This is a genomic window from Runella zeae DSM 19591 (genome assembly GCF_000423565.1).
Lineage (GTDB): Bacteria > Bacteroidota > Bacteroidia > Cytophagales > Spirosomataceae > Runella > Runella zeae.
Window position 1 is genome coordinate 23,682 of the sequence record NZ_KE384037.1, and the last position, 26,399, is coordinate 50,080.

Sequence of the window (26,399 nt, forward strand, 5' to 3'; positions counted from 1 at the left end):
ACCATGCGCGAGAGTAATGTTTCCACCTTTTTTAATCAGAAATCATGAACCTATTCCGATGTATATTGTATTTCAGCCTTATAATCATGCTAACATCTTGTCCGTGGAACGAACCACCCGCTCCATTAGCACCTCTTAGTACGCCTAAAACCAACAAAGAGAGTTTCAAAACGCAAGTATGTCGCCTCAAGGTAATTCAAACTATTTCAGGCTCCGGAAATACATTCCGCTCTGAGTATTTATACGATATACAAGGCAATCTCATCAAAGCCGGTAGCAATACTTACGAATACAATTCAGCTGGTTTTTTAATTAAATCTACTTTTCCAAATCAAACTCTTACTCATGAGTACGATGCGCAAGGATTGATCAAAAGAGAAATTATGGTATTTTCGCCACGCGACCTTAGAGAAAAAGAAGTTTTTGAATATACCAACGGCCTACTTACAGGATGTACTACCACTCCAAAAGGGAGCTCTACTCCATATAAATCTTGTGAAGTGGATAATGCAGGACGAATTATCAAAAAATTCGTAAACGCAGACTTGAATGACTTGTACACTGATATTTACACTTACGATTCCAATAATAACCTACTTTCCCTTACGTATCGATTCGATAGCGATGACGGACAAGCAGGCGCACGTAGTTCAACTTGGAGCTATCAATATGATGACAAACCCAATCCTGACATCACAAAAATACCCAAGGGCTATAAGCTTCATCCTGCCTATTTTACCTCCTCCTTCAATAATATTAAAAGTCAAGTAATCAAATATACCAATCCCGATGTAGTAAGTTTTGAATTTTACGCCACTTATACTTACAATTCGAAAGGATTACCAATACGTGCTTCCTCTCAGGAGAACGCTGATGGCCGAAAAGAAACTTACACTACTATTTATGAGTATGAAGGTTGTCAATAACCTCAAAAAACTTAATTTTTAAAAGGAGAAGAATAGAAATCCCTCCCCTTTCAAAAAAATCAAGTTTTACTCAAAATTGGTTCTTCTACCTCAGAGGTGACGCTATCTGTAGGTTGCTTTTTAAACCAATTGGCTAAAGCCGAGCCAGTGACATTTTGTAAAGGCCCAAAAATAGCCGATGCAAGACCTACCGTGGCTACTTTGCCCATTTGTAATGCCAAGCCCGTAGCTACTCCCCCATTTTGCATTCCTACCTCAAATGCAATGGTACGACGATCTCGTTCGGGCAAACCAAATAGTAAAGCTGTAAAATATCCCACGCTCAATCCGATTAAATTGTGGAGTAAACAGGAAATAATCAGCCATCCCCCCACTTGCAAAAGATTGTCGCGCCCCGAGGCCGTAATGATAACAGTATTGATAACGATTCCCAACATCGCCATAAACGATAGCATATTTTCTAGCTTCAATCGGCTCACTTTCTGTCTTTTGAAAACAATAGCACTTATCATGGGCAAGAGATAAAACCATCCGAAGGATTTCAATAGCGATACCGCTAGCCCCCTAATATCCGATTCCATCACAAACATCATCAATAAGTTGAACACTATGATAAGCACAGCAAATCCTACTAGCTGCAATGTGCGGGCGCGTGGGGTTTCGTTGCCGAAATAAAAAAGATTAAAAATAAAACCTGCCACTATGGGGATGATAATCATGTTGGTAATGTCAATCATCATATGGGCAATGTCCACTTCTACAAACTGTCCGGCCAGCCATTTCATCAAGAAAGGAGTCACAAAAGGCGAAAGAATGGTAGAACAGGCACCAATCGTTACGGCCAAAGCTAGATTGGCCTTCGACAAGTAAGACATTACATTGGAGGCCATGGCACTCGATACACAGCCTATCAAAATAACCCCTCCCGCAATCTCTGGCGAGAAACCAAACAAATGCGACAAGGTATAACCTACCAGAGGCATCACTATAAAATGACAAGCTATGCCTATGAGTACACCTTTTGGCATTTTTACGACTCCTCTAAAATCCTCAAAACTCATATGTGCCCCCATCCCAAACATGGTCAGTTGTACAAAAGGCACGATTAGGCGTTTAAGCTGGAAATCTCCTACCGTAAAAAAATACTGTGGATAAAACATGGCAAGACTCACCGCTGTCAGAATCCAAAGGGTGTAGGAAAATCCTTTTAGGCGTTCAAATCCTCTAAAAGCAAGTGCCAAACCAATGAGACCTATCAACACAAATGGACCAATCGCCTCGAAATAATCGAGCATCCAAAAAACTCCTACACCAACCAAGGCGCATCCAGCCAAAATGAGCAAAACAATAGACAAACGATGAGGCATATTTTTTTTCTTTAAAAGATTTTTCCACGCTTAAAAATCAACTTTCAACCACCGCAGCGGGGTATTCATGACATAAAAAACAATTTCTGGGTTCATCTTCTTCAATCTCCGGAAACCGTACTCCGTAATCAACCAAAAAGACATTGTCGTTCCAGTCGTCGCACACGCTCGAAATCTCTGAACTAAGCGTATATCCTACTCCATCTACCCTCCATCCGGTGCCTTCTTCGCCCCAAAATTGATGAATCGTCCGAGGATGAATCGTTAGGCTTTCTCCTGGACGCAAGCGTACAATGTCGCCTGGGCCTAAACGGCGAGTACAACCATCTACCTGCGTCAGAAAGGTTTCGGTGGATGGATTGCCTTCTATATCGGCCTTGGTGAGTTGAACGAGTATATTCCCCCCCCCTCTACAAATAATATCCTCTCTTTTTGATAAATGAAAGTGAGCTGGAGCACGCTGATTTTCAGGGTCAATAAGCCATTTTTCGGCATATTGCTTGGGATACCCTTGCCGATTTAAACGCCCATTTCGAACCGTAAATAAAGTCCGACCAATATTATAAAAATCTTTACTACCAAAATCAGTCACATCCCAGCCAAGCATACAATCCCGAATTTCGTCGTATTCGGAGCCAGCGTCGAGCCACTGTTCTTCTGTCCAGTAAGCAAAAGAAGGTAGATGAACCCCAAAGTGTGCCACAACGGTTTTGGCCGTATGAACACTAGCATTTATCATGGAGCGTTTCAAGTTCATGAATTTTTGAGTTGGTTTTAAATGTGTATTTTCCTAAAAAAATGGTTTTTATCTTTTATAAGCCCTATAATTTCCAATGGCTTCCGAGATAGTAAGCGCACGATTGTAAATCGATAGTTGAGAGATTGTACCTGTCAATTTTTTTCCAACCGTGAGGTGAGACGCCCCTGCTGCCGATTTTAAATAAGGGCTAAACCGCCCCCAACCAAACTGTCGTGTCTCGCCTCCATCGTTCAAGAGGCCATCTACCACAAAAGCCACGACTTTGGGACCACCATCTACTATTATACTTAGATAATGGGGTTGATTTTCGGTCAGCAATCCTTCATCACAAGCCCAAGATGATTGCGTGCGACCATCATTCATGACCAATTCCACCGTTTTTTGAGGGGTGATTTGTACATACCAACCTTTCCCTTGACTATCGCGGGCGTCTACAAGTATCTGATTTGGGGTTGCTTTGTTTAAGGTAAATACCAAGTCAACCGTAAATCCATTCGGAACATTCATCCCAGGTTGCTCCAATTTTTGGGTATCCCGTTTATAAAAAACGGGTAACGTTGGAGCAGCAAGCGTATGTGGCAATCCTTCTTTTTGATATACCCAGTCTAATACTAACCCTTCTTTGGTTCGGGTACGATTATCAAATTGCTCCCATAAACCGGCAAGCAGTTTGTGGTCGATTTTGTGAATACGGGCAATGTCTTTTTGGGTTTCAGTAATATAGTAATCCCCTTTTTCTTCTATCAAATCAGGGTAACTCATTCGAATGAGTGGGTCATCGTCGTACAGCAAGATTTCGGGCTGAGTCCATCTAATGATTTTTCCTTTGGGAGAATCGGCTTCTATACCACCCATTAGCCAAGCAGGATTACGGTCTTCGTAAGCCATGTTGCGGCGGTCGGGATGCTCTCTAATAAAACGCCCTCCGTGGTTGTGAAACCAATAGAGATATTTGCCATTTTCGCATTTCCAAGCAAAATTGGCCGCCCTTGGATGTTTTACCAACCTTGCGTTGTCGTAGCGAAGATACTGCGGCGACTCCCATGTATGACCACCATCACGGCTATAAGTATATACAGGATGCCCATCGATAGTACGGTAAACGCAATAAAACGAGCCGTCGCTTAGTACCACAAAATTTTGCTCTTCGGCTATTGGGCCGCCCACCTTATCGGGCGTTCTGAGGCCAATATCTCCATCGGGAAGGGTATTCCAAGTAGCTTTGGTAGGATCGCTAACACTCAGTAAATCTGGACTTCGCAGAAGTGCGCCCTCGCTTGATGTAAAAAAACCAACGCCAAAGCCACCTACTTTATGCACTGGTACAAAGGCCGCCCCTTGATAAGTAAAGGCCCTCCCCACATTCCAAAAATATTGGATTGTACCACCATACGGATTTTTTCGGTCAATTTCGAAATTACGAATCGGAATTCTAATTCGCTGAGGCGACCATGTTTTACCGTTGTCGTCTGAGTATTTAAACACAAAATACCCTTGACTATCCACCCGTTTTACCAAGCCGTCCTTATAAGGAGGATTATCTGCTTTGACAGCTCGAATATTATCTGTGTTGTGATTATAAAATACAAACACCCGTCCAGAAGGAGCTTTAAGCAAAACCGCATACGAAGCTTCAGGGCCATCGGCAGGCTCCACTTCTCGCTTGTCCACCCAAGTTTTGCCTTGATCAAAACTTCGTTGGGTGATGATGTGCTGCCCCGATGCTCCTTCGTGTCCCGAGCCAGTAGTCAGTACGCACAGCCAAGCCCCATCGTTGGTTTTCACAATATAAGGCTGGTCACTGTAGGTTTCGTCAGGAATGATGCTACCCGTAGTCAGGTTTCGGCCGTCTTGACCATACACTCCCTGTTGTAATAGTATCCACAATCCCAAAATAAGGTGCGTTTTTCGGAAGTTTAAAAACATACAACAACGTTTTTTTTAGTGAAATTGAAAATAATATAACCCCTCTTTAATACCCGGGATTCTGAGGTAGTAAGTTAGGATTAAGCATGATTTCAGTATAAAATACTGGCATAAAGGCTTTCTTATCTACTCCCAAAACTGCTTTTACGCGACCAGTGCGAAGTAAGTCATACCAGCGATGTCCCTCAAAACAAAGCTCGATAAAACGCTCCTGCTCTATCGCAGAAAGCAAGTCGTTTTTTGAAGTTGCGGTAGTATTGCTCAACCCAGCTCTATTGCGAATACGGTTGATGAGTGCTGCCGCTTCGGCTGTTTTTCCAACTTGGGCCAAAGCTTCGGCCTGCATCAAAATAACATCGGCCAAGCGCAAAAAGATGAAATTGCTATCGCTAAACCGTGCACTTCCTACTATAGTGCCAGTATATTTACCTACTGTGGGGAGATTAGGAAATTGGTCTGTTGTGGGATTACTGTAAAAAATACTAGCCGCTTTTCGAAGGTCCCCGGCCTCAAAAGCCTCTATTAGTTTTGGCGTGGGAATCAGCGTTTGATTTCCGCCTGTTTGGACTTTGCTACTACGAGGTAAAAAGTAAGAAGCCAGTGCATTGGTTTCTTGGTTGTTATAATTGTATTGTAGCTCAAAAATAGATTCAGTGGTATTTTTAGCGGTGAAAATCGACCCATAATTGGCTCCCGATACCAAAGCATAGGTGGTATTGGCGAGTACTTTATCTGCATAATCGCTAGCTAACTGCCACTCGTTGGTTTGGAGATAAGAACTTCTCCATAAATACACTTTACACAACAATGCTTGAGCGGCTCCCCGCGTGGCTCTTCCTCGGGTTTCGATATTGGAGGCATAAGCGACAGGCAGTAAGGTTTCAGCCTGCTTGAGGTCCGTTACGACTTGCTCTAGTACTTTATCGGCAGGAGTGCGAGAAGGCTGCAAATCTTTGTCCAATGAGAGCGTAGGCTCTACTATCAACGGAACTGCTCCCCATATACGTACAAGATTAAAATAATGAAACGCTCTCAAAAAATACCCTTCTCCCATGATCCGATTTTTTACGCTCGTGATAGTAGGGCTTTGTATCGTAGGCACTTGTGCTAAAACATTGTTTACTTTATTGATTCCGTTATAGAATTTAGCCCAGTTGCCATTCCCACTACTACTGCTGATATTGTCTTTCTGAAACTCCAGCATATCGGGGTCAGTAGCGCCGATAGCCTCTAAGGGGATTTTGAGATTGTCGGCACGGGCATCTCCCCACGCAATCCGGCGTACTTCGTCGCCCTGTAAAGCGTCATAACAGGCCAACACAGCTGCTTCAGCATCGGCTGCTGTTTGAAAAAAAGAACTTTGGGTCAAAGCACTCAAGGGCTTTTGGTCAAGAATCGAATCTGTACAACTGCTAAATGTCCCGAATGCAGTTCCGATAAAAATAGTATGTATGAATTTTTTCATGCGCTTTGTTGATTTACAAACCAGTAAGACTTTTTAAAACCCTAAATTTATACCACAAGTAATGGTACGTACTTGTGGATAAGTACCCAAGTCGATACCTTGCAACAAGGGCAGCCCTGTCCGAAAATTTGCTTCAGGGTCCATACCCGAATACTTCGTAAAAGTGAAGAGGTTTTGTCCAGATACATAGATGCGTGCATTATCGACTCCAAGTTTTTTTAGAAGCACCGCAGGCACTGTATAACCCAAAGTAGCGGTTTTCACGCGTAAATAGGAACCATCTTCTATCCAGCGCGTGGATACTAGGCCATTTCTGCCGATAGTACTAGGTGTACCTCTTGGCACATCGGTGACATCGCCTTCTTTGCGCCAGCTTCGAAGTACTTCGGTAGTAGCGGCATTATAAACAAAACTGCGGTTGGAGGATTGTCGGGTTTGGTTGTAGATATCATTGCCATACGAAGCTTGTAGGAAGATTGATAAATCGAAGTTTTTGAACGTAACATTGTTGGTTAGCCCGGCGATAAATTTAGGATTCGCATTCCCGATAATCGTCCTATCGGCGTCATTGATAACCCCATCTCCATTCAAATCTTTGTAAATCATATCACCAGCCACATATAAAGCCCCGGTAGGACTACCATCTCTCATATTAGCAGCCTTGGCTTCATCGGTCGTAGCATATACTCTACCTGTGTATACATATCCATAAAAAACACCAATAGGCTGGCCCAATCGCCCTATTCCCACTGGACTTGTACTGAAGAAAGTAGCATCCGAACTTGTCTGGATGATATCGGCATTGTTGTTGGAGAGTTTTATGATTTTGTTTTGATTGAATGAAATATTGAAACTTGAATTCCATTTCAATCCTTTCACCGCCCCCGTAATATTCTGAGCAGAAATACTAAACTCTAAACCCTTATTTTGGGTATCGCCAACATTTTGTAACGCAGAACTAAACCCTGAAGTAGTCGGTAGATTTACCAGTAAAAGTAAATCTTTGGTCTTTTTTAAATAGGCATCTGCCGTAAAATGGAGGCGATTGCTAAACAATGAAAAATCGACCCCGATATCAGATTGAGTAGTTGACTCCCAACTCAGATTAGGATTAGGAATCGCCGAAAGAGCAATACCCGCTTTACCTACATAATTGCTTCCTGTGCTATACAAACCTTGCGCACCAAAATCACTAATCGACTGGTTTCCAACTACCCCAATGCTTGCTCGCACTTTCAAATCATTGATAAACGTCAAATTTCGCATAAAAGACTCTTCTGACAATCTCCAACCCACCGACACCGACGGAAACAAACCATAACGCTTGTCGGCACCAAACCGAGAGGAACCATCCCGACGGAGGGTAGCAGTAATGAGGTATCTATCATTGAAACTATAATTGAAGCGCGTATAAAATGAGACCAATCCCCACGAAGACTTACTGCTTGAGGCTGCCGTAGGAGTGGCGGCGGCATTTAGGGTAGTGATATTGTCGGTAGCACCTTGATTTCCCGCCGCCGAAAGATTAAAGATTTTGGAAGCCTGAACACTATAACCAAGCAAGGCCGATACACTATGCTTACCGAAGGATTGGGCATAATTAAGGGTATTTTCGCTAATCCAAGTAAATACATCCCCGTACGAAGCAGTGGCGGGGCGTGCTGCACCTCCTTGAATACTACTAGGCGTGAAGCGTTCGTCGCGCGTTCCTGAATAATCGATATTTAAAGTAGAGCGAAAACTCAAGCCTTTTCCAATATCATAATCTCCGTATATATTTCCTACTAAGCGATTGTTGATTGTAAACCATGAAGTGAGGGTGGCTAGCCCAACGGGATTGGGCCGCTGGATTTGATCAACAAAAGTATAATTACCATCAGCGCCATAAACGGGCGAAAATGGCAGCATCCTCATAGCATTGGTAATCACCGCATTGAGGTCATCTCCTTCGGGTACTCTGTCTCTTTTTGCTGTTGACAATAAAATATTGGCTCCTGTTTTAAAGCGATTGGATGCCTGATGGTCAATACTAAACCGCCCCCTGTAAGTATCAAATCCTGAGCTTATTACGACTCCTTTTTGATTAAAATACCCCAAACTTGCCGCGTAAGTTGTTTTGTCATTTCCTCCTCTCAATGATAGCTCATAATTGGAGATAGCACCTTGCCGATACATTTCATCTTGCCAATTGGTATTATATACGGCTTTGCCGTCTCTAAAAAGTGTATCTAGTCCTAAGCGTACCTCCGCTGTACCTGCGTTGGCGTTGGCATTCAAGATATAATCTCGCTCTTGGTATGCATCCAACATCGGAATTTGTCGACGCACATCCATTATGCCAGTATAGGCACTCACATTAAAACTGGTTTTGCCTGACTTACCGCGCTTTGTAGTTACGATAATGATTCCGTTTGCACCTCTCGCCCCATAAATAGCCGTAGCTGAAGCATCTTTGAGTACCTCTATCGATTGAATATCATTAGGATTGACTACATTGATATCCCCCGTAACCGGTACTCCATCTACAATATAAAGGGGGTCATTGCCAGCATTTAAAGAAGTAACCCCTCTAATCCTTACATTAGGTGTAGCTCCTGGTGAACCACTATTTTGCACAATCTGTACTCCTGCTACGCGGCCTTGTAATGCTTCAAGTGGCCCTCTTACAGGTATATTTTCAAGCTCTTTCCCCTTTATAGAAGCTACGGCTCCCGTAAGGTCTTTTCGCTGCTGAGTACCATAGCCTACTACTACGACCTCAGTGAGTGCTTTCACATCACTTTTTAGCACCATATTGATGATAGTTTGGCCCCCTACAACTATCTCTTGCTTATCGTATCCTACCGAACTAAACACCAAAATAGCATCGCTATTAGGAACACTCAGACTGTATTCTCCACTAGCATTGGTAGTGGTACCGATGGTGGTTCCTTTGATTGTTACGCTCACTCCCGGAAGAGTTTCACCATTTTCGGAAGATACTACTCCCTTGACTGAAATCGCATTAGAAGGTCGGTACCCTCCTCCCCACGCCCACAAGGGTGCTTGGGTAACGAACATGCCAATTAGTACAAGCAGATACACTGCAGGGTTTAGAAGTTTATTCATATACATTTCAAATTGGAATAATTATAAAAATTCATTAAATTTCACTTTCTCTCCATTGTATTTATCACCTACATAATCCACTCTAAAAAGGGGATTAACTACAAAGCTTGTTGTTGAAGTTATAGGAAAACAATCACAGTAGTCAAGAAAAATTGACTATTTCAGAGTTTTTTTTGTGAAAAAACGTTATCGGAAACGTTGCCGAAAATTCTATTGAAGAATTAATTTGGAGAAAAATTCTTAAAGAGCTAAATCGAAAGCATGAACTACCAAGGCCAAAAGGAGAAGAAGCAAAAACTATCGTCTCAACCCTAATGCCTACAAAAAGTGCAAAAATGGAGATGTTAATACCTTTGTTTAAGCTTGTATATGAGAAACAAACAACCAACCATTTGGGACATCGCTATTAAACTCAACGTCTCTATCTCGACTGTTTCAAGAGCATTACGCAATGCCCCCGATATAAACCCAGAGACGAAGAAAGCTGTGCTAGAGTTAGCACAAGAACTAGATTATCAGCCCAATACAATTGCGACAAGTCTACGAAAAAACAAAACCAATATTATTGGAGTGATGGTGCCGGAGTTTGTGCATGCTTATTTCCCTAATGTCATACTTGGCATTCAAGAAGTAGCCAATGCAGAAGACTATAAGGTTATGATTATGCAATCTGCGGAATCATTGGAGATTGAAAAGCATAATCTACAGGCTATGATGTCGAGCAGAGTAGAAGGCCTCATCTTGGCCATCACTCGAGAAACCAACGACTATGGGCACATTATATCCGCCCAACGCAAAGGACTTCCAATCGTTTTCTTTAATAGAATTGTGGACGAACTACCCGGCTCTAAAGTGATGGTTAATGATTATCAAGGGGCATTTATGGCCGTTGAACATTTGATTCAGACGGGCTGTCGGCGGATAGCTCACCTTGCAGGCCCCCAAAATCTTACCATCGGTCGCAACCGACTCAATGGCTATTTGGATGCATTGAAAACTTATCAACTCCCCATTGAAGAATCTTTGATAATGCCTTGCAATTTTGAAGAAGGCAAAACCCGACTATACACTCAAGCGCTACTCAACCAAACCAATCGCCCTGATGCACTATTTGCCGTCAATGATCCAACCGCTATTGAAGCCTTAATCTGTATTCAAGAAAATGGGATGAATATTCCGGAGCATATTTCTTTGGTTGGTTTTTCAAATGCACCTCATAGTGCTTTCATCACACCTCCGATGACTTCCGTTGTGCAGCCTCTCCATGAGATAGGCCGTCATGCAGCCGAGTTGCTGATTCGACAACTTAATGAAGGAACCCATTTTATACCCGAAACTCATACCTTAGATGCCAAACTAGTGATTAGAAAATCAACTCGCCAAGCTTGAAATTTATCTTGTGCACAACGATACTCTGCCTCTAAGTCAACCCACTTTTGTCTAGGTTAACTATCATTCCAAATTATTTTAGTAGCTTATAACAAGATTCTCTTTATCCAAATATTATCCAAAAAAATCACACTAATTGTGCAAAAATTAGTTTTTAATTTTTTTTAAAATATATTTGCACTTATTATAAACTGTTGTCCTTAACTGACGTGAGACCTTTTGCTAGAGCGATTTCTTTCTTGCTCAAAAACAAGCTTTTAGTAGCTATTGTAGTGGCTGTTTCTTACATCACCACTGCTTGCTTTCTCAATCGAGGAAACGCCTCTGCGGCAGCCATTCCCGATGAGGTGGATTATAATTACCACATTCGGCCTATTCTTTCGGATCGCTGTTTTAAATGCCACGGCCCCGATGCCAACAAACGCGAAGCTGATCTTCGCCTTGATACCGAAGCTGCCGCTTACGCAGCCTTGAAAGACAACCCCAAACTTCATGCTATCGTACCCGGCAAACCTGACCAATCGGCAGTTTGGTTGAGAATCGTTACGAAAGATACGGCCGAAATCATGCCTCCTCTGGAATCTAATCTCAAGCTCACTGAGCACGAAATCGCGCTCATTGAAAAATGGATAAAACAAGGAGCCAAATACAAACCTCACTGGGCATTTATTGCCCCTACTAGTCCCAAACTTCCGAAAGTAAGTGCAGACTCATGGCCCAAAAACGAGATTGATTATTTTACGTTGGCAAAAATGGAAGAAAATGGCCTCGAACCCAACGAAGAAGCCGACAAAGAGCGTCTGCTCAAAAGAGCGGCTCTTGATATCACAGGTTTGCCTCCAAGCCTAGAGTTGCAAGAGCGTTTCTTGAAAGACAAATCCGACAATGCCTACGAAAAAGCGGTTGACGAGCTTCTAAAAAGTAAGCATTATGGAGAAAAAATGGCGATTCCTTGGCTAGATGCCGCTCGCTACGCCGACTCACACGGCTACCAAGACGATGGCCTGCGTACCATGTGGCCGTGGCGCGATTGGGTGATTCATGCTTTCAATCAAAACTATGGCTATGACAAATTCCTCACTTGGCAGTTGGCGGGCGATTTGCTACTTCGTCAGCAAGGTAAACGCTATGATGACCCTACTGCCAAAGAAATTATGCTAGCAACGGGCTTTAATCGAAATCATAAAATCACCCAAGAAGGCGGGGTTATTGATGAAGAATACCGCATCGAGTACGTCACCGACCGCACCAATACGTTTGGAAAAACATTTTTGGCGCTTACTTACGAGTGTGCCAAATGCCACGATCACAAATATGATCCTATCTTACAGAAGGATTATTATAGTGCTTTTGCATTTTTTAATCAAGTACCAGAAAAAGGGCTTTTTGGTACCATCGACGCCAATTTTGCCGACCCTCCCAACATGAAAATCACAACCCAAGATGTAAAAGACATCTTGAAGTTTGTGAACAAAACTGATACTGCCGCAGTGCTAGTAATGGTAATGCAAGACCTTGATACGCTGCGTCCTACTCACATCCTCAACCGAGGCAACTACGATCAGCCTACCGATGTAGTAGCCGCCAATATGCCTAATTTTATTCTCCCTTTTAACCCAAAAAAATACCCTCAAAATCGTTTGGGATTGGCTCAATGGATGCTCGACCCCAAAAATCCTCTCACAGCACGGGTGTTTGTAAATCGGGTGTGGCAAGAATTTTTTGGGCGCGGTATCGTCAAAACCGTCGGCGATTTTGGAATGCAAGGAGAACTACCATCTCATCCCCAATTGCTAGACTGGTTAGCGGTAGATTTTCGTACCCACGGCTGGGATATCAAACGTCTCGTAAAACAAATCGTAATGTCGGCCACCTATCGGCAATCATCACGTATTACCAAAGACCATCTTGCCAAAGACCCTGAGAATGTGTTTCTTGCTCACTCGCCTCGTATGCGTCTGTCGGCCGAGCTTGTGCGCGACTTGGTACTATCAAGTAGCGGCCTGCTCAATCCCGAAATCGGTGGCCCGAGTGTAAAACCATATCAGCCCAAAGGGCTGTGGGAATCGGCAACCTCAGGACGTGGAATTCTCAAGACTTACATCCAAGACCACGGCGATAGCCTCTACCGACGGGGTATGTATGTATTTATCAAACGTACTGTGCCACCACCTACCATGTTGATTTTTGATGCTAGCAACCGTGACCAATGTGAAGTAAAACGCTCACGTACCAATACTCCCCTTCAAGCGCTTGTCATGCTCAACGACCCCGTTGTGCAAGAATCTGCGCGGGTATTGGCAGAGAAGCTCTCGCTCGAAAAAACTTCTACCGAAGATAAAATCACTAAGGCATTCCGGCAAATCGTGTGCCGACAGCCCCAATCCAAAGAACTTTCGGTAATTCAGAAATATTTTGAGGAAGAAAAAATGGCTTTTGCTAAAGACCCCAAAAAGGTGACAAAAGTGCTGAGTATTGGCGAAAAACCTCAAAGTCGTGTTTCTGACCGAGCTTCTGTAGCAGCTTTAATGCAAACTATTTTGATGGTGTACAACCTCGAAGAAACCATCATGCGCTAATTGATTGCTTCATCTATGACTTCAATTCCACAAAAAGATATGAAAGAGTTTTTAGAAAACCGTTTCAACATCACTCGTCGGCATTTTTTGGGTAAAATGACGGCGGGCATCGGCAGCGTTGCCCTTGGCTCTCTGCTCGTACCAGATTTGTTTAAAGGCAGCAGCGACGACTCAGACACCTTGCCCTTGGGTATTCCGCATTTTGCACCCAAAGCCAAACGAGTCATTTATCTATTTCAAAACGGTGCTCCCTCTCAATACGAAAGTTTTGAATACAAGCCCCTGCTCAATAAAATGGCGGGCGAAGAGCTTCCTGCTTCTATTCGGATGGGTCAACGCCTAACAGGCATGACCGCTAATCAAGCCAAATTCCCCTTGGTGGGCTCTAAATTTCAGTTTGCTCAATATGGTCAATCAGGAATGTGGATGAGCGAATTGTTCCCCAATATCGCTGGCATCGTAGATGATATTTGCATGATTAAAACCATGAATACCGAAGCCATCAACCACGACCCTGCCCTTACTTTCATGCAGACCGGTGCGCAGCAAGGCAATCGCCCTAGTATGGGCGCTTGGGCAAGCTACGGGCTGGGAAGTGAAAACAAAAACCTCCCCGCATTTTCGGTGCTTTTGTCACGTGGGAAAGGCAACGGTCAAGGAGTTTATTCCAAATTATGGACAAACGGCTTCTTAGATTCTATTCATCAAGGCGTGGTTTTTAGCAGTGGAGAAGAGCCAATCCTTTATCTCAACGACCCCGCTGGAACTGACCGCGCCGCTCGTCGCAAAATGCTTGACAATCTATCAGAACTCAATAGCATGGCTTTCGACGATTTTGGCGACCCCGAAATCAACGCCAAAGTGCAACAATACGAAATGGCCTACCGGATGCAAACGGCTGTGCCAGAACTGACCGATTTCTCCAAAGAACCTGACCATATCATCAAGATGTATGGTCCCGAATGCCTCGTACCAGGCACTTTTGCGGCCAATTGCCTCTTAGCTCGCAAACTGTCGGAAGCAGGAGTACGATTTGTCCAGCTTTATCATCAAGGTTGGGACCAACATGGCAATATGGTGGGCGAAATGCCGCTACAAGCCAAAGACACCGACCGTGCCTCGGCAGCCCTTATCAAAGACCTCAAACAGAGAGGCCTCCTCGACGAAACGCTTGTCATTTGGGGGGGTGAATTTGGACGTACCAATTATAGCCAAGGCACTGCTACCCAAGACAACTATGGCCGCGACCATCACCCTCGTGCTTACTGTACTTTTATGGCAGGAGGTGGGGTAAAACCAGGATTTGTTTACGGCGAAACCGACGACTTTGGCTACAATATCGTGCGCGACCCCGTACATATCAACGACTTTCATGCCACGGTTTTGCACTTGATGGGTCTCAATCACGAAAAACTTACTTACAAACACCTAGGTCGTCGCTATCGCCTTACCGACGTAGCGGGAAAAGTAATCCCAGGCTTAATTGCCTAACCCTTGTAGTCGTTTTTGGCTGTCTGACTACAACAAAAACCTTAACATTGACCCTTAAAAATGCCACGTTTCCAAACCCTTGTTTCTTATTTATTACTAGTTATCCACACCTTACTGGTGTTTTTGTTGATATTTCAAGAAAAAGTAACCATTCCCAGTTGGCTTCAACCCATCGGACGAATGCACCCCGCCCTGTTACATTTACCAATCGGGCTTTTGATTTTGGTGGGTTTACTTTGGGTATTCAGGAAAGAATTTGAGGGAGTACAGTTTGCCAAAATTTTTGGTTTTATTTTATCTTTTTCAGCATTTACCGCAGCGTTGGCAGCGTTGATGGGCTTTTTCTTGTCACGCGAAGAAGGTTATACGGCCGAATTGCTCAATTGGCACAAATACACAGGTATAGCTTTAAGCTTTCTGATGTATGGTCTAGTGCTACTTCACCAACAGTACGCTTACCTTAAAGCTCTTTTCAATATTTTTTTAGGCAGTAGTTTGATTGTTTTGATGGTTACGGGCCATTTTGGAGCAAGTCTCACCCACGGAGAAGATTATCTTTTCCCTTCCAAAAATGAAGAAAACGCGCCCCTTACTTTCGATGAAAATACGCCTATTTTTGAAGCAGCTATCCAGCCTATTTTAAAGGCCAAATGTTATCAATGTCATAACGAACAAAAAACCAAAGGCGAACTGCTAATGACTACCATTGCGGGACTACTCAAAGGCGGAAAAAATGGGCCGATTTGGGTAGCTAACGATGCACTCAATAGTCATATCATTCAGCGGGCAAACCTCCCGCTTGATGATAAAAAGCACATGCCTCCCAAAGGCAAACCTCAACTTACTCCTCAGGAGGTAGGTATACTTACGGCATGGATTCAAAACGGGGCCGATGTCAAAAAAACACTCAAAGCTCTCGCCGCCAACGACCCTCTCAGAGGATTGGTAGAGGCTTTTGTAAAGAAGGCTTCCGATGCCCCCTCTCCTCAACCATACACTTTTGAGGCTGCTTCTGAGAGTACGATTCAAAAACTCAACAATCCCTTTAGGGTTATTTTTCCCATAGCCAGTAACTCCCCCGCTCTCCAAGCTGATTTTTTTGTAAGACAAGCCTATAAACCTGAGCAGCTGGGCGAATTGAGCGAAATAAAAACACAACTCGTGGCCCTGAATTTGTCAAACATGCCCATCAAAGATGATGACTTAAGTACGATCAGCAAATTAGAAAACCTCGAAAGACTCAACTTAAACAATACTGACATTACAGGGGCTACACTTTCCAAACTAGATGGGTTATCAAAACTCAAATCGCTCTCATTGTCAGGCACGAAAGTAAGCACCAAAGCACTCCAATCTTTATCCAAACTACTTCAATTAGAGGAAGTATTTATCTGGAATACCGAAGTGTCAGAAACAGACCTCGCAAGTTTAAGGAAACAAAATCCTAAGCTTAGATTTGAATTAGGGCACGTTCCTAAACCTTCGGAAATCTTAAAGCTCAATGCGCCTATTTTAGTAAATGAAAATTTTGTACTCTCCGAAACAGACCTAGTGACCTTCAAACATCCCCTCCATGGCGTAACAATCCGCTATACCATCGACGGTTCTATTCCTGATACTCTCTCTTCGCCGATTTTCAAAACTCCTTTTAAGCTTACAAACCCCTATACGGTAGTGAAAGCACGGGCAATGAAAGACAATTGGTATGCAAGCGATGTTATTGAAATTCCATTTTTCAAAGGCACTTATCGCCCTTCATCGGTAGAATTGCTCAAAGAACCTAATCCTACCTACAAAGGTGAAGGCTCGCACACACTTATCAATCGTAAAAAAGGCGACCCTAATGATTTCAAAAACCCTGCGTGGCTAGGCTATCGCGAAAGCCCCTTTGAAGCTCTTTTTACCTTTGCTCAACCTACCCCTATCAAAATAGTAACTTTGAGCCTTGGCATCAACATCGGTAGCTCCATTTTCCCTCCTACCTCAGTCGAAATTTGGGCAGGGTCTGACAAAAACAACCTGAGTCTTGTCCAAAAAATCCAACCTACGGCTCCTCAAAAAGTAGAAGCAGCTCGGATACAAGCGATTGAAAGTCAACTAAAAGAAGGAAAATATGGCGCTATAAAAATAATAGCTCGCCCCATAGGGAAGTTGCCTGAATGGCATTCAGGCAAAGGTCAACCAGGATGGGTTTTTGTAGATGAAGTATTCTTCAACTAGCGACTAATTCAACAACTTGATTTTGAGGACTGAGGAGCCATTGTCTTTGACTTCAAAGGCGCAGTCCTCAAATTTAGGTCCCGTAAAAATAGGACGGTAATTGTTGCTAAAGCCAAAGGGTTCTTTGGGATAGCCTACAAAGTTTTTATCTAGCTTCCAGTTGTCGTTGGTATCATGATAAAGCGCCAAGGCATAGCGTCCGGGCGGTAGCGACATTACAGTTCGCTCTTCTTTTTTTCCACCTACGGGTACCATTTGGCCAAAATCTGGCTTAGTGTAGGTACTTCCAAAAGTACTGCCTTCTTTAAAAACACCCACTCGCAATGTACCTTTGGTATGGCGAATGTTGGTGATTTCGAGGGTAAGTTTGGTTTCGTTTGTTGAAAACAACAAAGCGCTTAATAAACTTAAAAACAATGACTCCATACTCGGGCTGCAATAATCTTTAAAAGGTTTAGAATAGATATATTTTAAGGCGTCAGAATAATTTTTGTCCAATTTACTAACTAAAAGCTATTATCGGTTGTTCAAAGCCTTCCCTTCTTATTATTTTCATCCAAATTTTTATAACTTAAATATAAGTCAGGGTTTGCAATTAGTGGCGAAATGCCTATAATTGCGAAACGACTTTTGAAGGTTTTTATTGGAAGCCTTCAAATTCAAAATTATCTTAACCTATGATAAAAACAGACAAACCAAATCTATCATTTTGGCAAATTTGGAACATGAGTTTTGGCTTTTTGGGAATCCAATACGGCTTTGGATTACAACAAGCAAATATGAGTCCAATTTTCCGGTACTTAGGTGCCGACGAAGCTTCTATACCCGGTTTGTGGCTTGCAGGTCCTCTTACGGGGTTGTTGTTACAACCTATCATCGGAGCTATTTCTGACCGTAGTTGGTCGCCTACTTGGGGACGGCGACGGCCTTTTATTTTAGCAGGTGCACTTTTAGGAAGTATTGCTATGATTATGATGCCCAATTCGTCGGCAGTATGGATGGCGGCTGGCTTGATGTGGATTTTGGACGCGGGTCTCAATTCAGCAATGGAACCTTTTAGGGCTTTTGTGGGCGACATGCTCAACGAAAAGCAACGCCCACTCGGATTTGCAGTCCAATCTTTTTTTGTAGGTTTTGGCCAAACACTCGCCAACCTGATGCCTTATATTTTACCTCTTTTGGGAGTATCTATGGTCTTAAGTGATGAGCAACTCGCCAATGGGATTCCCAATTCGGTACGCTATCCTTTTTACATTGGAGGGGCTTCTATATTGCTAGCCGTTTTTTGGACCATGCGCACTACCAAGGAGTATCCCCCCGAAAATGAGGATTACAAAAAAGCCCATGTTTTTACGGAGGAAGAAAAAAAATCAATCTCGTTTTGGCACTTAGCATTAGCCGTTGGAGGGGCTATTTTAGCGTTTGGGTTTGCTTATTTTTCGGGCGGCTTGGCCAACGGACTTAAGTGGGGCGTAGGCGTACTTGCCGGAAGCTATCTGATTTTGATGCTGCCTGTTTTCAAAGAGATTTTGGCCCCTCTTTCTTCCATGCCTACCGTAATGAGACAGTTGTGGTGGGTCAAGTTTTTTACGTGGTATGGTCTGCCTTTGATGTGGCAATATTTATCATTAGCGGTAGCGAAGTATGCATTTTCTGCCCCTGACGCGATTTCCAACCCCAAAGGATTTGAAGAAGGCACCAAGTGGGGAGGACTTTGCTTTGCCATGTTTAGTGTGTCTTGTGCGGTGGTTTCGTTTCTTATTCCGCGCATCGCCAAAGCCGTGGGCAGCAACCGCGCCACTCACGCTTTATTTATGTGCATTGGGGCCTTAGGATTCTTCATGACTTTGCTTTCAAACGATAAAATGATCTATTTGATAGGCATGACTATCATCGGCCTGATGTGGGGTTCTATTATGTCGATGCCTTACCTAATGCTAGCGGCTGCCGTGCCCAAAGAGCGCATGGGCGTTTATATGGGTATTTTCAATGGTTTTATTTGTGTACCTCAGTTTATCGGAATGCTCACAGTACCTCTTTTTTATAAAACATTACTAGGCGACGACCCCCGCAATGCCCTTGTATTGGCAGGTATTTGTATGCTCTTAGCGGCTGGGTCTTGTTTTTTGGTAAAAGAGTCAAAATAAGCGCTTACAAAATATGAGTTATCTTGAATATTAGATGACTTTCAAAAAAACCTTCTGATTTGTGTTTGAGTAGGGATAAACAACTAAACAGAAGGTTTTTTTAAGATGATTACAGTAACTACAATCCTTGCGCCTCGCCGAGGCAGAATGACAGAAAAGTGTTTTAAAAAAATAGCTTCGGAGAAGCTTAATCTTTGTAGCATGAAGTTTTCACCTTCACAATAAAGACTTCGGAGAAGTCAAACCTAAACCTTTTTGACTACAAATTTTAAGCTTCTACTCCTACCTGGCACGTCTTATTAACGCTCTCTTATCTTTGGGATAACTCACGTTTGTATCTGTACTTTTTTATTTTTTTCTAAAATTATAACCTATGGTCACAAAGAATATTTGGGATTCGGTACCTGCATAGGGTCTGCTTCCTCCTTCCGAAAATGAAGGGTTCAGGAAATCGTTGAGATAATACTGGAACTTAAGTCCAAAACCATTTTTGGCCTGAAATCCGGCAAATACGGCTGGCATAAATTGATTGGTACGATTGCTAAACCACTCATTAAATTTATCGACTTTTTCACCGTTGATAAATGTTTTTTGTTTGAAATTGATTGCAAACCCTGCTTCTGCGCCCCCATATACATAAAACTCGCGAAGGTTACCGATTTTGATACCTACCGGAATCCCAACCGAATACACCCGTTGTTTGAGTTTAAATTTGTCGGTTTTGACAGTCCCTACAATCTCTTCTTCCGTAATCATCCCAATATTGGTAAGATTAAGCCCTCCAAAAAGCCCAAAGTTGTTGCCTAAATCGATATTGGCATTGGTACCCATGTTGAAAAATAAAGTAAAACGAGGGATCGTTCCGATTTCGTCTCCATTGCGCGAAACCTTCGCAAACGACAAAACAGCGCCATTACCTCCGTGAGTGTAGTACACTTTGGAGTTTTCTTTAGAAGTAGCTTGAGTGTCGCTATCTTGAGCGGCTACGTTGAAAGCAATAGCAAGGGCGAGTACAGTGAATAATCTTTTCATGGCTGTAAAGCGATTTTGTTTAGTTAAGATTGATTTTCATAAGCAAGATGCAATGAGTCATAGTCAGGGTGACACACAAGAGGACAAACGGAACTTTTTCTTGATAAAACCCCTAAATTTTAATTTTATCGGTAATTAGGCGATTATCGTACCCCACTTAAGAACACAAATGCCTGTGTATTGACAACAAGAAACTAATTTAACTTGCGTATTTTAATAAATACTACTAACTTTGCAGCCCATTTTGATAGAGAAGTGAAAGCGTTAACACAGTACGACATAGACATTTACGGCTTAAAAGACAAGCAATATGTCTATGATTTTGAATCAGGGAGCGAATTTTTTGAGGAGTTAGAGCAAGATTTAATCTCAAGTGGTCATTTCAAAACCCACTTAACCCTCGACAAATCAGCGACAATGCTCATCTTGAATTTTGATATTCAAGGTGAAGTAGGTTTGGTCTGCGACCGTAGTTTGGAAGATTTTGATGAGTCTATCGACCTCAAAGAGAGATTAATCTTAAAATATAGTGACCATGATGAAGAGTTGGGTGACGAGATCGAACTCATTCGCCATGAAACTGTTCGTATCAATGTAGCTCGTTATATTTTTGATTATATCGCCCTAGCTTTACCAATGAAGAAGCTTCATCCTCGTTTTCGGAGTGACGAAACCGAAGATGAATACGAAGAAGATGAGGAGGGAATATTGGTATATCAGTCGCAAGATCAAGATACTGACTCAGACGATACCGAATCTGAAGAAGTAGATCCACGCTGGGAAGCTTTACAAAAACTAAAAGGAAAACAATAACCCTAAGATTTTAGGTAATCTGGTATACATTCTATATCTAACTACCTAAAATTCATTTTTATAAATCACGAACATAAACAATTATTAGCAACATAAGGCAATGGCACATCCCAAACGCAGACACTCAAGCACCCGCCGCGATAAACGCCGTACACACGATGCAATTCAAGGCAAAGCGCTTTCTACTGACCCTTCAACGGGTGAAGTACACTTGATGCACCGCGCACACGTTTTTGAAGGGAATCTAGTTTACAAGGGTAAAGTAATTATCGAAGGCTATAAGCAGGCCTAATCCATAACGCCCTGTATGTGAAAGCATTTTGTTACAACTCATGTAGAAAGTTGTAATAAAATGCTTTTTTAGTATTACATATCTGCTATTTTTACAGCCTAGTTCAAAACCCTTGAGACCTCTTGATACTCAATATCTCTAAACAATAATGAAAATAGGAATAGACGCAATGGGGGGAGATTTTGCCCCCGAGGCTATCGTAGAAGGCGTTGTGATGGCAACTGCGGGACTACCGCCCAACGCCCATATTGTGCTTATAGGTAAACAGGATATCATTCATGATTTGCTCAAAAAATACGGTTATCAAGGCACTCAAATCCAAATCGTCCATGCCGATGAAGTAGTAGAAATGGGTGAGCACCCCACCAAAGCTTTATCTCAAAAGCCTCATTCGAGTATTTCAATTGGGTTCAAATTACTCAAAGAGAAACAAATAGACATTTTTTGTGGCGCAGGCAATACAGGTGCGATGCACGTCGGTGCGCTGTTTAGTATCAAAGCTATTGAAGGTATCATACGCCCCGCTATCGTAGGATTTGTACCTCAGAAGAAAGGTGGCCACGCCGTAATGCTTGATATTGGTGCCAATGCAGACTGCAAACCAGAAGTACTTGAACAATTTGGCGTGATTGGTTCTATCTTTGCTCAATATACTTTCAATATCGAACGCCCTAGAGTAGCATTGATGAATATTGGCGAAGAAGAGCAAAAAGGCTCAGTGGTGGCCCAAGCAGCTCATCAACTTCTCAAAGATAATACTCGTATTAATTTTATAGGCAACATGGAAGGAAGCGATTTTTTTGATGACAAAGCTGATGTAATCGTCACCGACGGTTTTACAGGCAATGCTCTCTTCAAACTAGCCGAATCGTTTTATACCGTTGCCAAAGAAAGAGGAATACAAGACGAGTATATCGATAAAATGAACTATGAAGCCGTAGGAGGAAGTTCTATCATTGGCGTCAATGGCAATGTCATGATTGCCCACGGAATCTCGTCGGCTACGGCTATAAAAAATATGATTACTTGGGCACGCAAACAGGTCGAAACTCAAGCCTATGTGCAAATTGCCAAAGCCCTTAGTTAAAACAGCCTTTAATAGTTAATGCGGTACTTTGCAGCACCGCCCGTTGGTTCCACTTCCAACGGCTATATTCAAACCTAATAACTTTTACGAGGTAAAAATGAGTCAAATTCGAGCGGCTATCACGGGGATACAGGGATACGTTCCCGACTATATTTTGACCAATGCAGAATTGGAAAAAATGGTTGACACCAATGACGAATGGATTGTTAGCCGTACTGGCATTAAAGAACGTCGCATTCTCAAAGGAGAAGGGCTCGGAACCTCCCATATGGCAGTAGAAGCCGTCAAAGGTTTGTTGGCAAAAACCCACACTTTGCCCGAAGAAATTGACTTGCTCATTTGTGCTACTACTACTCCCGACTATATATTTCCGAGCACCGCCAATTTGGTTTGTGATATGGCAGGTATTAGAGCTATTGGAAGCTTTGACATCCAAGCGGCTTGTTCGGGATTTGTGTATGCGCTTACTGTAGGTTCTCAATTTATTGAAACAGGAAAATACAAAAAAGTGATTGTGGTAGGCGCCGACAAAATGTCGGCGATTGTAGATTATACCGACCGTACCACTTGTGTGTTGTTTGGGGATGGTGCAGGAGCTGTATTGCTCGAACCCACCACCGAAGGCTTTGGCGTACTGGATAGTATCATCAAATCTGACGGAGCGGGGCAGCCTTTTTTGCATCAAAAGGCAGGAGGCAGTCGCTATCCACCTACGCACGATACAATCGACAAGCGCTGGCACTATGCTTATCAAGACGGCCCTTCGGTATTTAAGTTTGCTGTTACAAATATGGCTGACGTAGCCGCCGAAATCATGGAAAGAAATCATCTTACCGGCGAAGATGTGGCTTGGTTAGTGCCGCACCAAGCCAACAAACGTATCATTTCGGCTACTGCTAATCGCATGAAAGTAGGCATGGACAAAGTAATGCTCAACATCCAAAAATACGGCAACACTACTGCGGCCACTATCCCTCTATGCTTGTGGGATTATGAATCTCAACTCAAAAAAGGAGACAATCTCATATTAGCCGCTTTTGGTGGGGGCTTTACGTGGGGAGCAGTATATGTAAAATGGGGATATTAGATTATACTCAACTCAACCACCTAGTGGAAACACCATAGTAGCTATTTTCTCAACACAACGATTAACCTCAATATAACGATTTTAAAAGTGGCTTGCCACAACAATCACCGCTAGCGCGGATTTTTTCTAATCGCTAATATACCATATCATATGGCAACAACTGCAGACATCCGTAACGGATTAGTTATCAACTTCAACAACGATTTATTCCAAGTTATTGAATTTCAACACGTAAAACCAGGCAAAGGCGCCGCTTTCGTACGTACAAAAATCAAAAGTCTTACGAGTGGTAAAGTACTAGACAATACTTTCAACTCAGGTGCGACTATTTATCCTGTACGGGTAGAGCGTCGTGAGTTTCAGTTTTTGTACAAAGATGAAGCAGGTTTCAACTTTATGGACAATGAGACTTTTGACCAAGTTTCTATTTCAGAAAAACTCGTTGGTAATGCCGATTTGATGAAAGAAGGCCAACTAGTGGAAATTCTGCTCAACACCGAAAATGACACGCCTCTTACTTGCGAACTCCCTCCTTTTGTAGAATTAGAAGTAACCTATGCTGAACCCGGTATCAAAGGAGATACCGCCAACAACCCCCGCAAAGCCGTAGAGGTAGAGACGGGTGCTCGAATCATGGTACCCATGTTTATTGAGCAAGGCGACAAACTTCGTATCGATACCCGCACCTACGATTATGTAGAGCGCGTTAAATAATTTTTATAATATAGTTAGTAAGTAGTTGCTAGTTATGTATTTATAAAAGAACTAACCGCTGAACACTAACCCCTAAAAAAATGGAAATCAAAGACATCCAAAAGCTCCTCGACTTTATCGCAAACTCTGGTTTAGATGAGGTCAATATCGAAACTGGCGAATTGAAAGTAAGCGTAAAACGCAATAATACTACCACTACGTACGTAGCTCCTGCTCCAGTCCCGGTAGCCACACCTGCCCCAGTAGTAGCAGCCCCCGTAGCTAGTCCTGCGGCTGCTTCAGCACCAGCTGCGGCTCCTGCTCCTAAAGCTGATGAGTCTAAGTACCTCACCATTAAATCTCCCATGATTGGAACATTCTACCGATCAGCAGGCCCAGATAAGGCTTCGTTTGTAGAAATTGGTGACGAAATCTCTTCAGGCAAGGTAGTATGTATTGTGGAAGCAATGAAACTCTTCAATGAGATTGAGTCCGAAATCTCAGGACGCATCGTAAAAGTGCTTGTTGAAAATGCCACTCCCGTTGAATACGACCAGCCACTTTTCTTGGTAGAACCTGCTTAACAATTTGAAAATGAGTCAATTTTGGAAATAAGCTAAGCTGTTATTCCCAAATGAAAAAATTCTCAAATTTTCAAATTCTCAAAAACTATGTTTAAAAAGATACTTATTGCCAATCGAGGCGAAATTGCGCTGCGGGTTATTCGTACATGCCGCGAAATGGGCATCAATACCGTAGCCGTATATTCGACCGCCGACCGCGACAGCCTTCATGTACGCTTTGCCGATGAAGCAGTTTGCATAGGACCTCCTACCAGTCGTCAGTCTTATCTTAGTATCCCCAATATCATCTCTGCTGCCGAAATTACCAATGCCGATGCCATTCACCCTGGCTATGGTTTTTTGTCCGAAAACGCCGAATTCTCACGAATTTGTTCGGAATATGGGATTAAATTCATCGGAGCTACTGCTGAGCAAATCAACTACATGGGCGATAAGGCTACTGCCAAAGCAACCATGAAAGCAGCAGGAGTACCTGTCATTCCTGGCTCAGAAGGACTACTTGAATCAGTAGAAGAAGGAAAAGCACTCGCCAAAGAAATCGGCTATCCTGTTATCGTCAAAGCTACCGCAGGGGGTGGTGGACGTGGAATGCGCATCATCAAAAATGAAAGTGAATTTCAAAAAGCGTGGGATGATGCCAAAATGGAATCAGGGGCGGCATTTGGCAACGACGGCCTTTATCTTGAGAAATTTGTGGAAGAACCACGTCACATCGAAATTCAAGTGGTAGGTGACCAATTCGGGCGAGTTTGCCATTTATCCGAACGTGACTGCTCTATCCAACGCCGTCACCAAAAATTGGTAGAAGAAACCCCCTCTCCTATTGTTTCGCCTGAGCTTCGTGAGCGTATGGGCCAAGCCGCTATCAAAGGTGCATCAGCCATTGGTTACGAAGGAGCAGGGACGATCGAGTTTTTGGTTGACAAATACGGCGAGTTTTATTTCATGGAAATGAACACGCGTATCCAAGTAGAGCACCCTATTACGGAAGAAGTTACTAATTTTGACCTTATCAAAGAGCAAATCAAAGTAGCCGCAGGGCAGCCTATTTCGGGACAAAATTATACGCCTCAGCTCTATGCAATGGAGTGCCGTATCAATGCCGAAGACCCCGCCAATGGCTTCCGTCCTAGTCCTGGAAAAATCACGCAATTACATTTTCCGGGTGGACATGGGGTCAGAATTGATAGCCACGTGTATGCGGGCTATACCATTCCGCCCAACTATGATTCTATGATTGCCAAGGTAATAGTGAGCGGTCAATCACGCGCCGAAGTAATGACCCGTATGAAACGTGCTTTACAAGAGTTTGTGATTGAAGGTATCAAAACCACCATTCCGTTTCATATTCGTCTCATGGATGACCCAGGTTTCCAATCGGGGAATTTTACAACTAAATACCTCGAAACTTTCGATTTTAGTGGGTTATAAAA

20 protein-coding genes are annotated in these 26,399 nt (G+C 43.0%); 13 read left to right on the forward strand and 7 right to left on the reverse strand.

The genetic code is table 11. The features are described 5' to 3' along the window. Window positions 1–86 precede the first annotated feature (86 nt). The gene (locus G563_RS0121030) at window positions 87–926 is read left to right on the forward strand and encodes a hypothetical protein (RefSeq protein ID WP_028667038.1); all 840 of its coding nucleotides are present in this window, start codon (window positions 87–89) and stop codon (window positions 924–926) included. A gap of 59 nt (window positions 927–985) precedes the next feature. On the opposite strand, the gene G563_RS38990 is transcribed toward G563_RS0121030, so the two are convergent. Genes G563_RS38990 through G563_RS0121055 form a run of 5 tightly spaced genes read right to left on the reverse strand, consistent with a single transcriptional unit; the run spans window position 986 to window position 9,552 of the window. Beyond that, entirely contained in the window at window positions 986–2,293 is a 1,308-nt protein-coding gene (locus G563_RS38990) for a bile acid:sodium symporter family protein (RefSeq protein ID WP_051211112.1), read from the reverse strand. A 37-nt stretch (window positions 2,294–2,330) separates the two neighbouring features. Further along, entirely contained in the window at window positions 2,331–3,050 is a 720-nt protein-coding gene (locus tag G563_RS0121040; protein WP_051211113.1) for a D-lyxose/D-mannose family sugar isomerase, read from the reverse strand. 48 nt (window positions 3,051–3,098) lie between these two features. Next, window positions 3,099–4,979 (reverse strand): exo-alpha-sialidase, encoded by a 1,881-nt coding sequence (locus G563_RS35480; protein WP_051211114.1) that lies wholly within the window; start codon window positions 4,977–4,979, stop codon window positions 3,099–3,101. 46 nt (window positions 4,980–5,025) lie between these two features. Beyond that, complete coding sequence (locus tag G563_RS0121050) at window positions 5,026–6,444, reverse strand: RagB/SusD family nutrient uptake outer membrane protein (protein WP_028667041.1); 1,419 nt, start codon at window positions 6,442–6,444, stop codon at window positions 5,026–5,028. A 33-nt stretch (window positions 6,445–6,477) separates the two neighbouring features. Next, on the reverse strand, window positions 6,478–9,552 hold the full coding sequence (locus tag G563_RS0121055) for a SusC/RagA family TonB-linked outer membrane protein (RefSeq protein WP_028667042.1): 3,075 nt from the start codon (window positions 9,550–9,552) through the stop codon (window positions 6,478–6,480). A gap of 369 nt (window positions 9,553–9,921) precedes the next feature. Here G563_RS0121055 and G563_RS0121060 point away from each other — a divergent pair, with 369 nt between their 5' ends. From G563_RS0121060 to G563_RS0121075, 4 genes are all read left to right on the forward strand, one after another. Further along, entirely contained in the window at window positions 9,922–10,941 is a 1,020-nt protein-coding gene (locus tag G563_RS0121060; RefSeq protein WP_028667043.1) for a LacI family DNA-binding transcriptional regulator, read from the forward strand. Between the two features lie 209 nt (window positions 10,942–11,150). Beyond that, a complete protein-coding gene (locus tag G563_RS0121065) occupies window positions 11,151–13,520 on the forward strand; it encodes a PSD1 and planctomycete cytochrome C domain-containing protein (RefSeq protein WP_229598544.1) in 2,370 nt (789 codons plus the stop codon). Window positions 13,521–13,559: 39 nt separating this feature from the next. Continuing rightward, window positions 13,560–15,011 carry a DUF1501 domain-containing protein gene (locus G563_RS0121070; RefSeq protein WP_028667045.1) on the forward strand — a complete coding sequence of 484 codons (1,452 nt, stop codon included), beginning with the start codon at window positions 13,560–13,562 and terminating at the stop codon, window positions 15,009–15,011. A 60-nt stretch (window positions 15,012–15,071) separates the two neighbouring features. After that, a complete protein-coding gene (locus tag G563_RS0121075; protein WP_028667046.1) occupies window positions 15,072–17,231 on the forward strand; it encodes a c-type cytochrome domain-containing protein in 2,160 nt (719 codons plus the stop codon). A gap of 3 nt (window positions 17,232–17,234) precedes the next feature. On the opposite strand, the gene G563_RS35485 is transcribed toward G563_RS0121075, so the two are convergent. After that, entirely contained in the window at window positions 17,235–17,657 is a 423-nt protein-coding gene (locus G563_RS35485; protein ID WP_051211115.1) for a DUF2141 domain-containing protein, read from the reverse strand. Window positions 17,658–17,908: 251 nt separating this feature from the next. Here G563_RS35485 and G563_RS0121085 point away from each other — a divergent pair, with 251 nt between their 5' ends. Beyond that, on the forward strand, window positions 17,909–19,378 hold the full coding sequence (locus G563_RS0121085; RefSeq protein ID WP_028667047.1) for an MFS transporter: 1,470 nt from the start codon (window positions 17,909–17,911) through the stop codon (window positions 19,376–19,378). A 348-nt stretch (window positions 19,379–19,726) separates the two neighbouring features. Here G563_RS0121085 and G563_RS0121090 read toward each other — a convergent pair whose 3' ends face one another. Further along, window positions 19,727–20,410: a porin family protein gene (locus tag G563_RS0121090; RefSeq protein ID WP_028667048.1), complete on the reverse strand. Its 684-nt coding sequence runs from the start codon at window positions 20,408–20,410 to the stop codon at window positions 19,727–19,729. A gap of 204 nt (window positions 20,411–20,614) precedes the next feature. Between G563_RS0121090 and G563_RS0121100 the strand changes: the two genes are divergently transcribed. From G563_RS0121100 to accC, 7 genes are all read left to right on the forward strand, one after another. Further along, window positions 20,615–21,223 (forward strand): YceD family protein, encoded by a 609-nt coding sequence (locus G563_RS0121100; protein WP_028667049.1) that lies wholly within the window; start codon window positions 20,615–20,617, stop codon window positions 21,221–21,223. Between the two features lie 100 nt (window positions 21,224–21,323). Continuing rightward, the gene (gene rpmF / locus G563_RS0121105) at window positions 21,324–21,515 is read left to right on the forward strand and encodes a 50S ribosomal protein L32 (protein WP_028667050.1); all 192 of its coding nucleotides are present in this window, start codon (window positions 21,324–21,326) and stop codon (window positions 21,513–21,515) included. 148 nt (window positions 21,516–21,663) lie between these two features. After that, window positions 21,664–22,602, forward strand: a complete 939-nt coding sequence (plsX, locus tag G563_RS0121110; protein WP_028667051.1) for a phosphate acyltransferase PlsX — start codon at window positions 21,664–21,666, stop codon at window positions 22,600–22,602. A 97-nt stretch (window positions 22,603–22,699) separates the two neighbouring features. Beyond that, entirely contained in the window at window positions 22,700–23,689 is a 990-nt protein-coding gene (locus tag G563_RS0121115; protein ID WP_028667052.1) for a beta-ketoacyl-ACP synthase III, read from the forward strand. Between the two features lie 150 nt (window positions 23,690–23,839). Next, window positions 23,840–24,403, forward strand: a complete 564-nt coding sequence (gene efp / locus G563_RS0121120) for an elongation factor P (RefSeq protein WP_028667053.1) — start codon at window positions 23,840–23,842, stop codon at window positions 24,401–24,403. A gap of 80 nt (window positions 24,404–24,483) precedes the next feature. Next, window positions 24,484–24,966 (forward strand): acetyl-CoA carboxylase biotin carboxyl carrier protein, encoded by a 483-nt coding sequence (gene accB, locus G563_RS0121125; RefSeq protein ID WP_028667054.1) that lies wholly within the window; start codon window positions 24,484–24,486, stop codon window positions 24,964–24,966. Window positions 24,967–25,053: 87 nt separating this feature from the next. Continuing rightward, entirely contained in the window at window positions 25,054–26,397 is a 1,344-nt protein-coding gene (gene accC, locus G563_RS0121130; protein WP_028667055.1) for an acetyl-CoA carboxylase biotin carboxylase subunit, read from the forward strand. Window positions 26,398–26,399 lie beyond the last annotated feature (2 nt).

Bases quoted from the DNA above. Each gene is read 5' to 3' on its own strand.
- G563_RS0121070 (WP_028667045.1), top strand. From the start codon at position 13,560: ATGAAAGAGTTTTTAGAAAACCGTTTCAACATCACTCGTCGGCATTTT.
- G563_RS0121060 (WP_028667043.1), top strand. From the start codon at position 9,922: ATGAGAAACAAACAACCAACCATTTGGGACATCGCTATTAAACTCAAC.
- G563_RS0121085 (WP_028667047.1), top strand. From the start codon at position 17,909: ATGATAAAAACAGACAAACCAAATCTATCATTTTGGCAAATTTGGAAC.
- G563_RS35480 (WP_051211114.1), bottom strand. From the start codon at position 4,979: ATGTTTTTAAACTTCCGAAAAACGCACCTTATTTTGGGATTGTGGATA.
- G563_RS0121050 (WP_028667041.1), bottom strand. From the start codon at position 6,444: ATGAAAAAATTCATACATACTATTTTTATCGGAACTGCATTCGGGACA.
- G563_RS0121115 (WP_028667052.1), top strand. From the start codon at position 22,700: ATGAGTCAAATTCGAGCGGCTATCACGGGGATACAGGGATACGTTCCC.
- G563_RS0121040 (WP_051211113.1), bottom strand. From the start codon at position 3,050: ATGAACTTGAAACGCTCCATGATAAATGCTAGTGTTCATACGGCCAAA.
- G563_RS0121090 (WP_028667048.1), bottom strand. From the start codon at position 20,410: ATGAAAAGATTATTCACTGTACTCGCCCTTGCTATTGCTTTCAACGTA.
- rpmF (WP_028667050.1), top strand. From the start codon at position 21,324: ATGGCACATCCCAAACGCAGACACTCAAGCACCCGCCGCGATAAACGC.
- G563_RS35485 (WP_051211115.1), bottom strand. From the start codon at position 17,657: ATGGAGTCATTGTTTTTAAGTTTATTAAGCGCTTTGTTGTTTTCAACA.
- efp (WP_028667053.1), top strand. From the start codon at position 23,840: ATGGCAACAACTGCAGACATCCGTAACGGATTAGTTATCAACTTCAAC.
- plsX (WP_028667051.1), top strand. From the start codon at position 21,664: ATGAAAATAGGAATAGACGCAATGGGGGGAGATTTTGCCCCCGAGGCT.
- G563_RS0121030 (WP_028667038.1), top strand. From the start codon at position 87: ATGCTAACATCTTGTCCGTGGAACGAACCACCCGCTCCATTAGCACCT.
- G563_RS38990 (WP_051211112.1), bottom strand. From the start codon at position 2,293: ATGCCTCATCGTTTGTCTATTGTTTTGCTCATTTTGGCTGGATGCGCC.
- accC (WP_028667055.1), top strand. From the start codon at position 25,054: ATGTTTAAAAAGATACTTATTGCCAATCGAGGCGAAATTGCGCTGCGG.
- accB (WP_028667054.1), top strand. From the start codon at position 24,484: ATGGAAATCAAAGACATCCAAAAGCTCCTCGACTTTATCGCAAACTCT.
- G563_RS0121075 (WP_028667046.1), top strand. From the start codon at position 15,072: ATGCCACGTTTCCAAACCCTTGTTTCTTATTTATTACTAGTTATCCAC.
- G563_RS0121055 (WP_028667042.1), bottom strand. From the start codon at position 9,552: ATGAATAAACTTCTAAACCCTGCAGTGTATCTGCTTGTACTAATTGGC.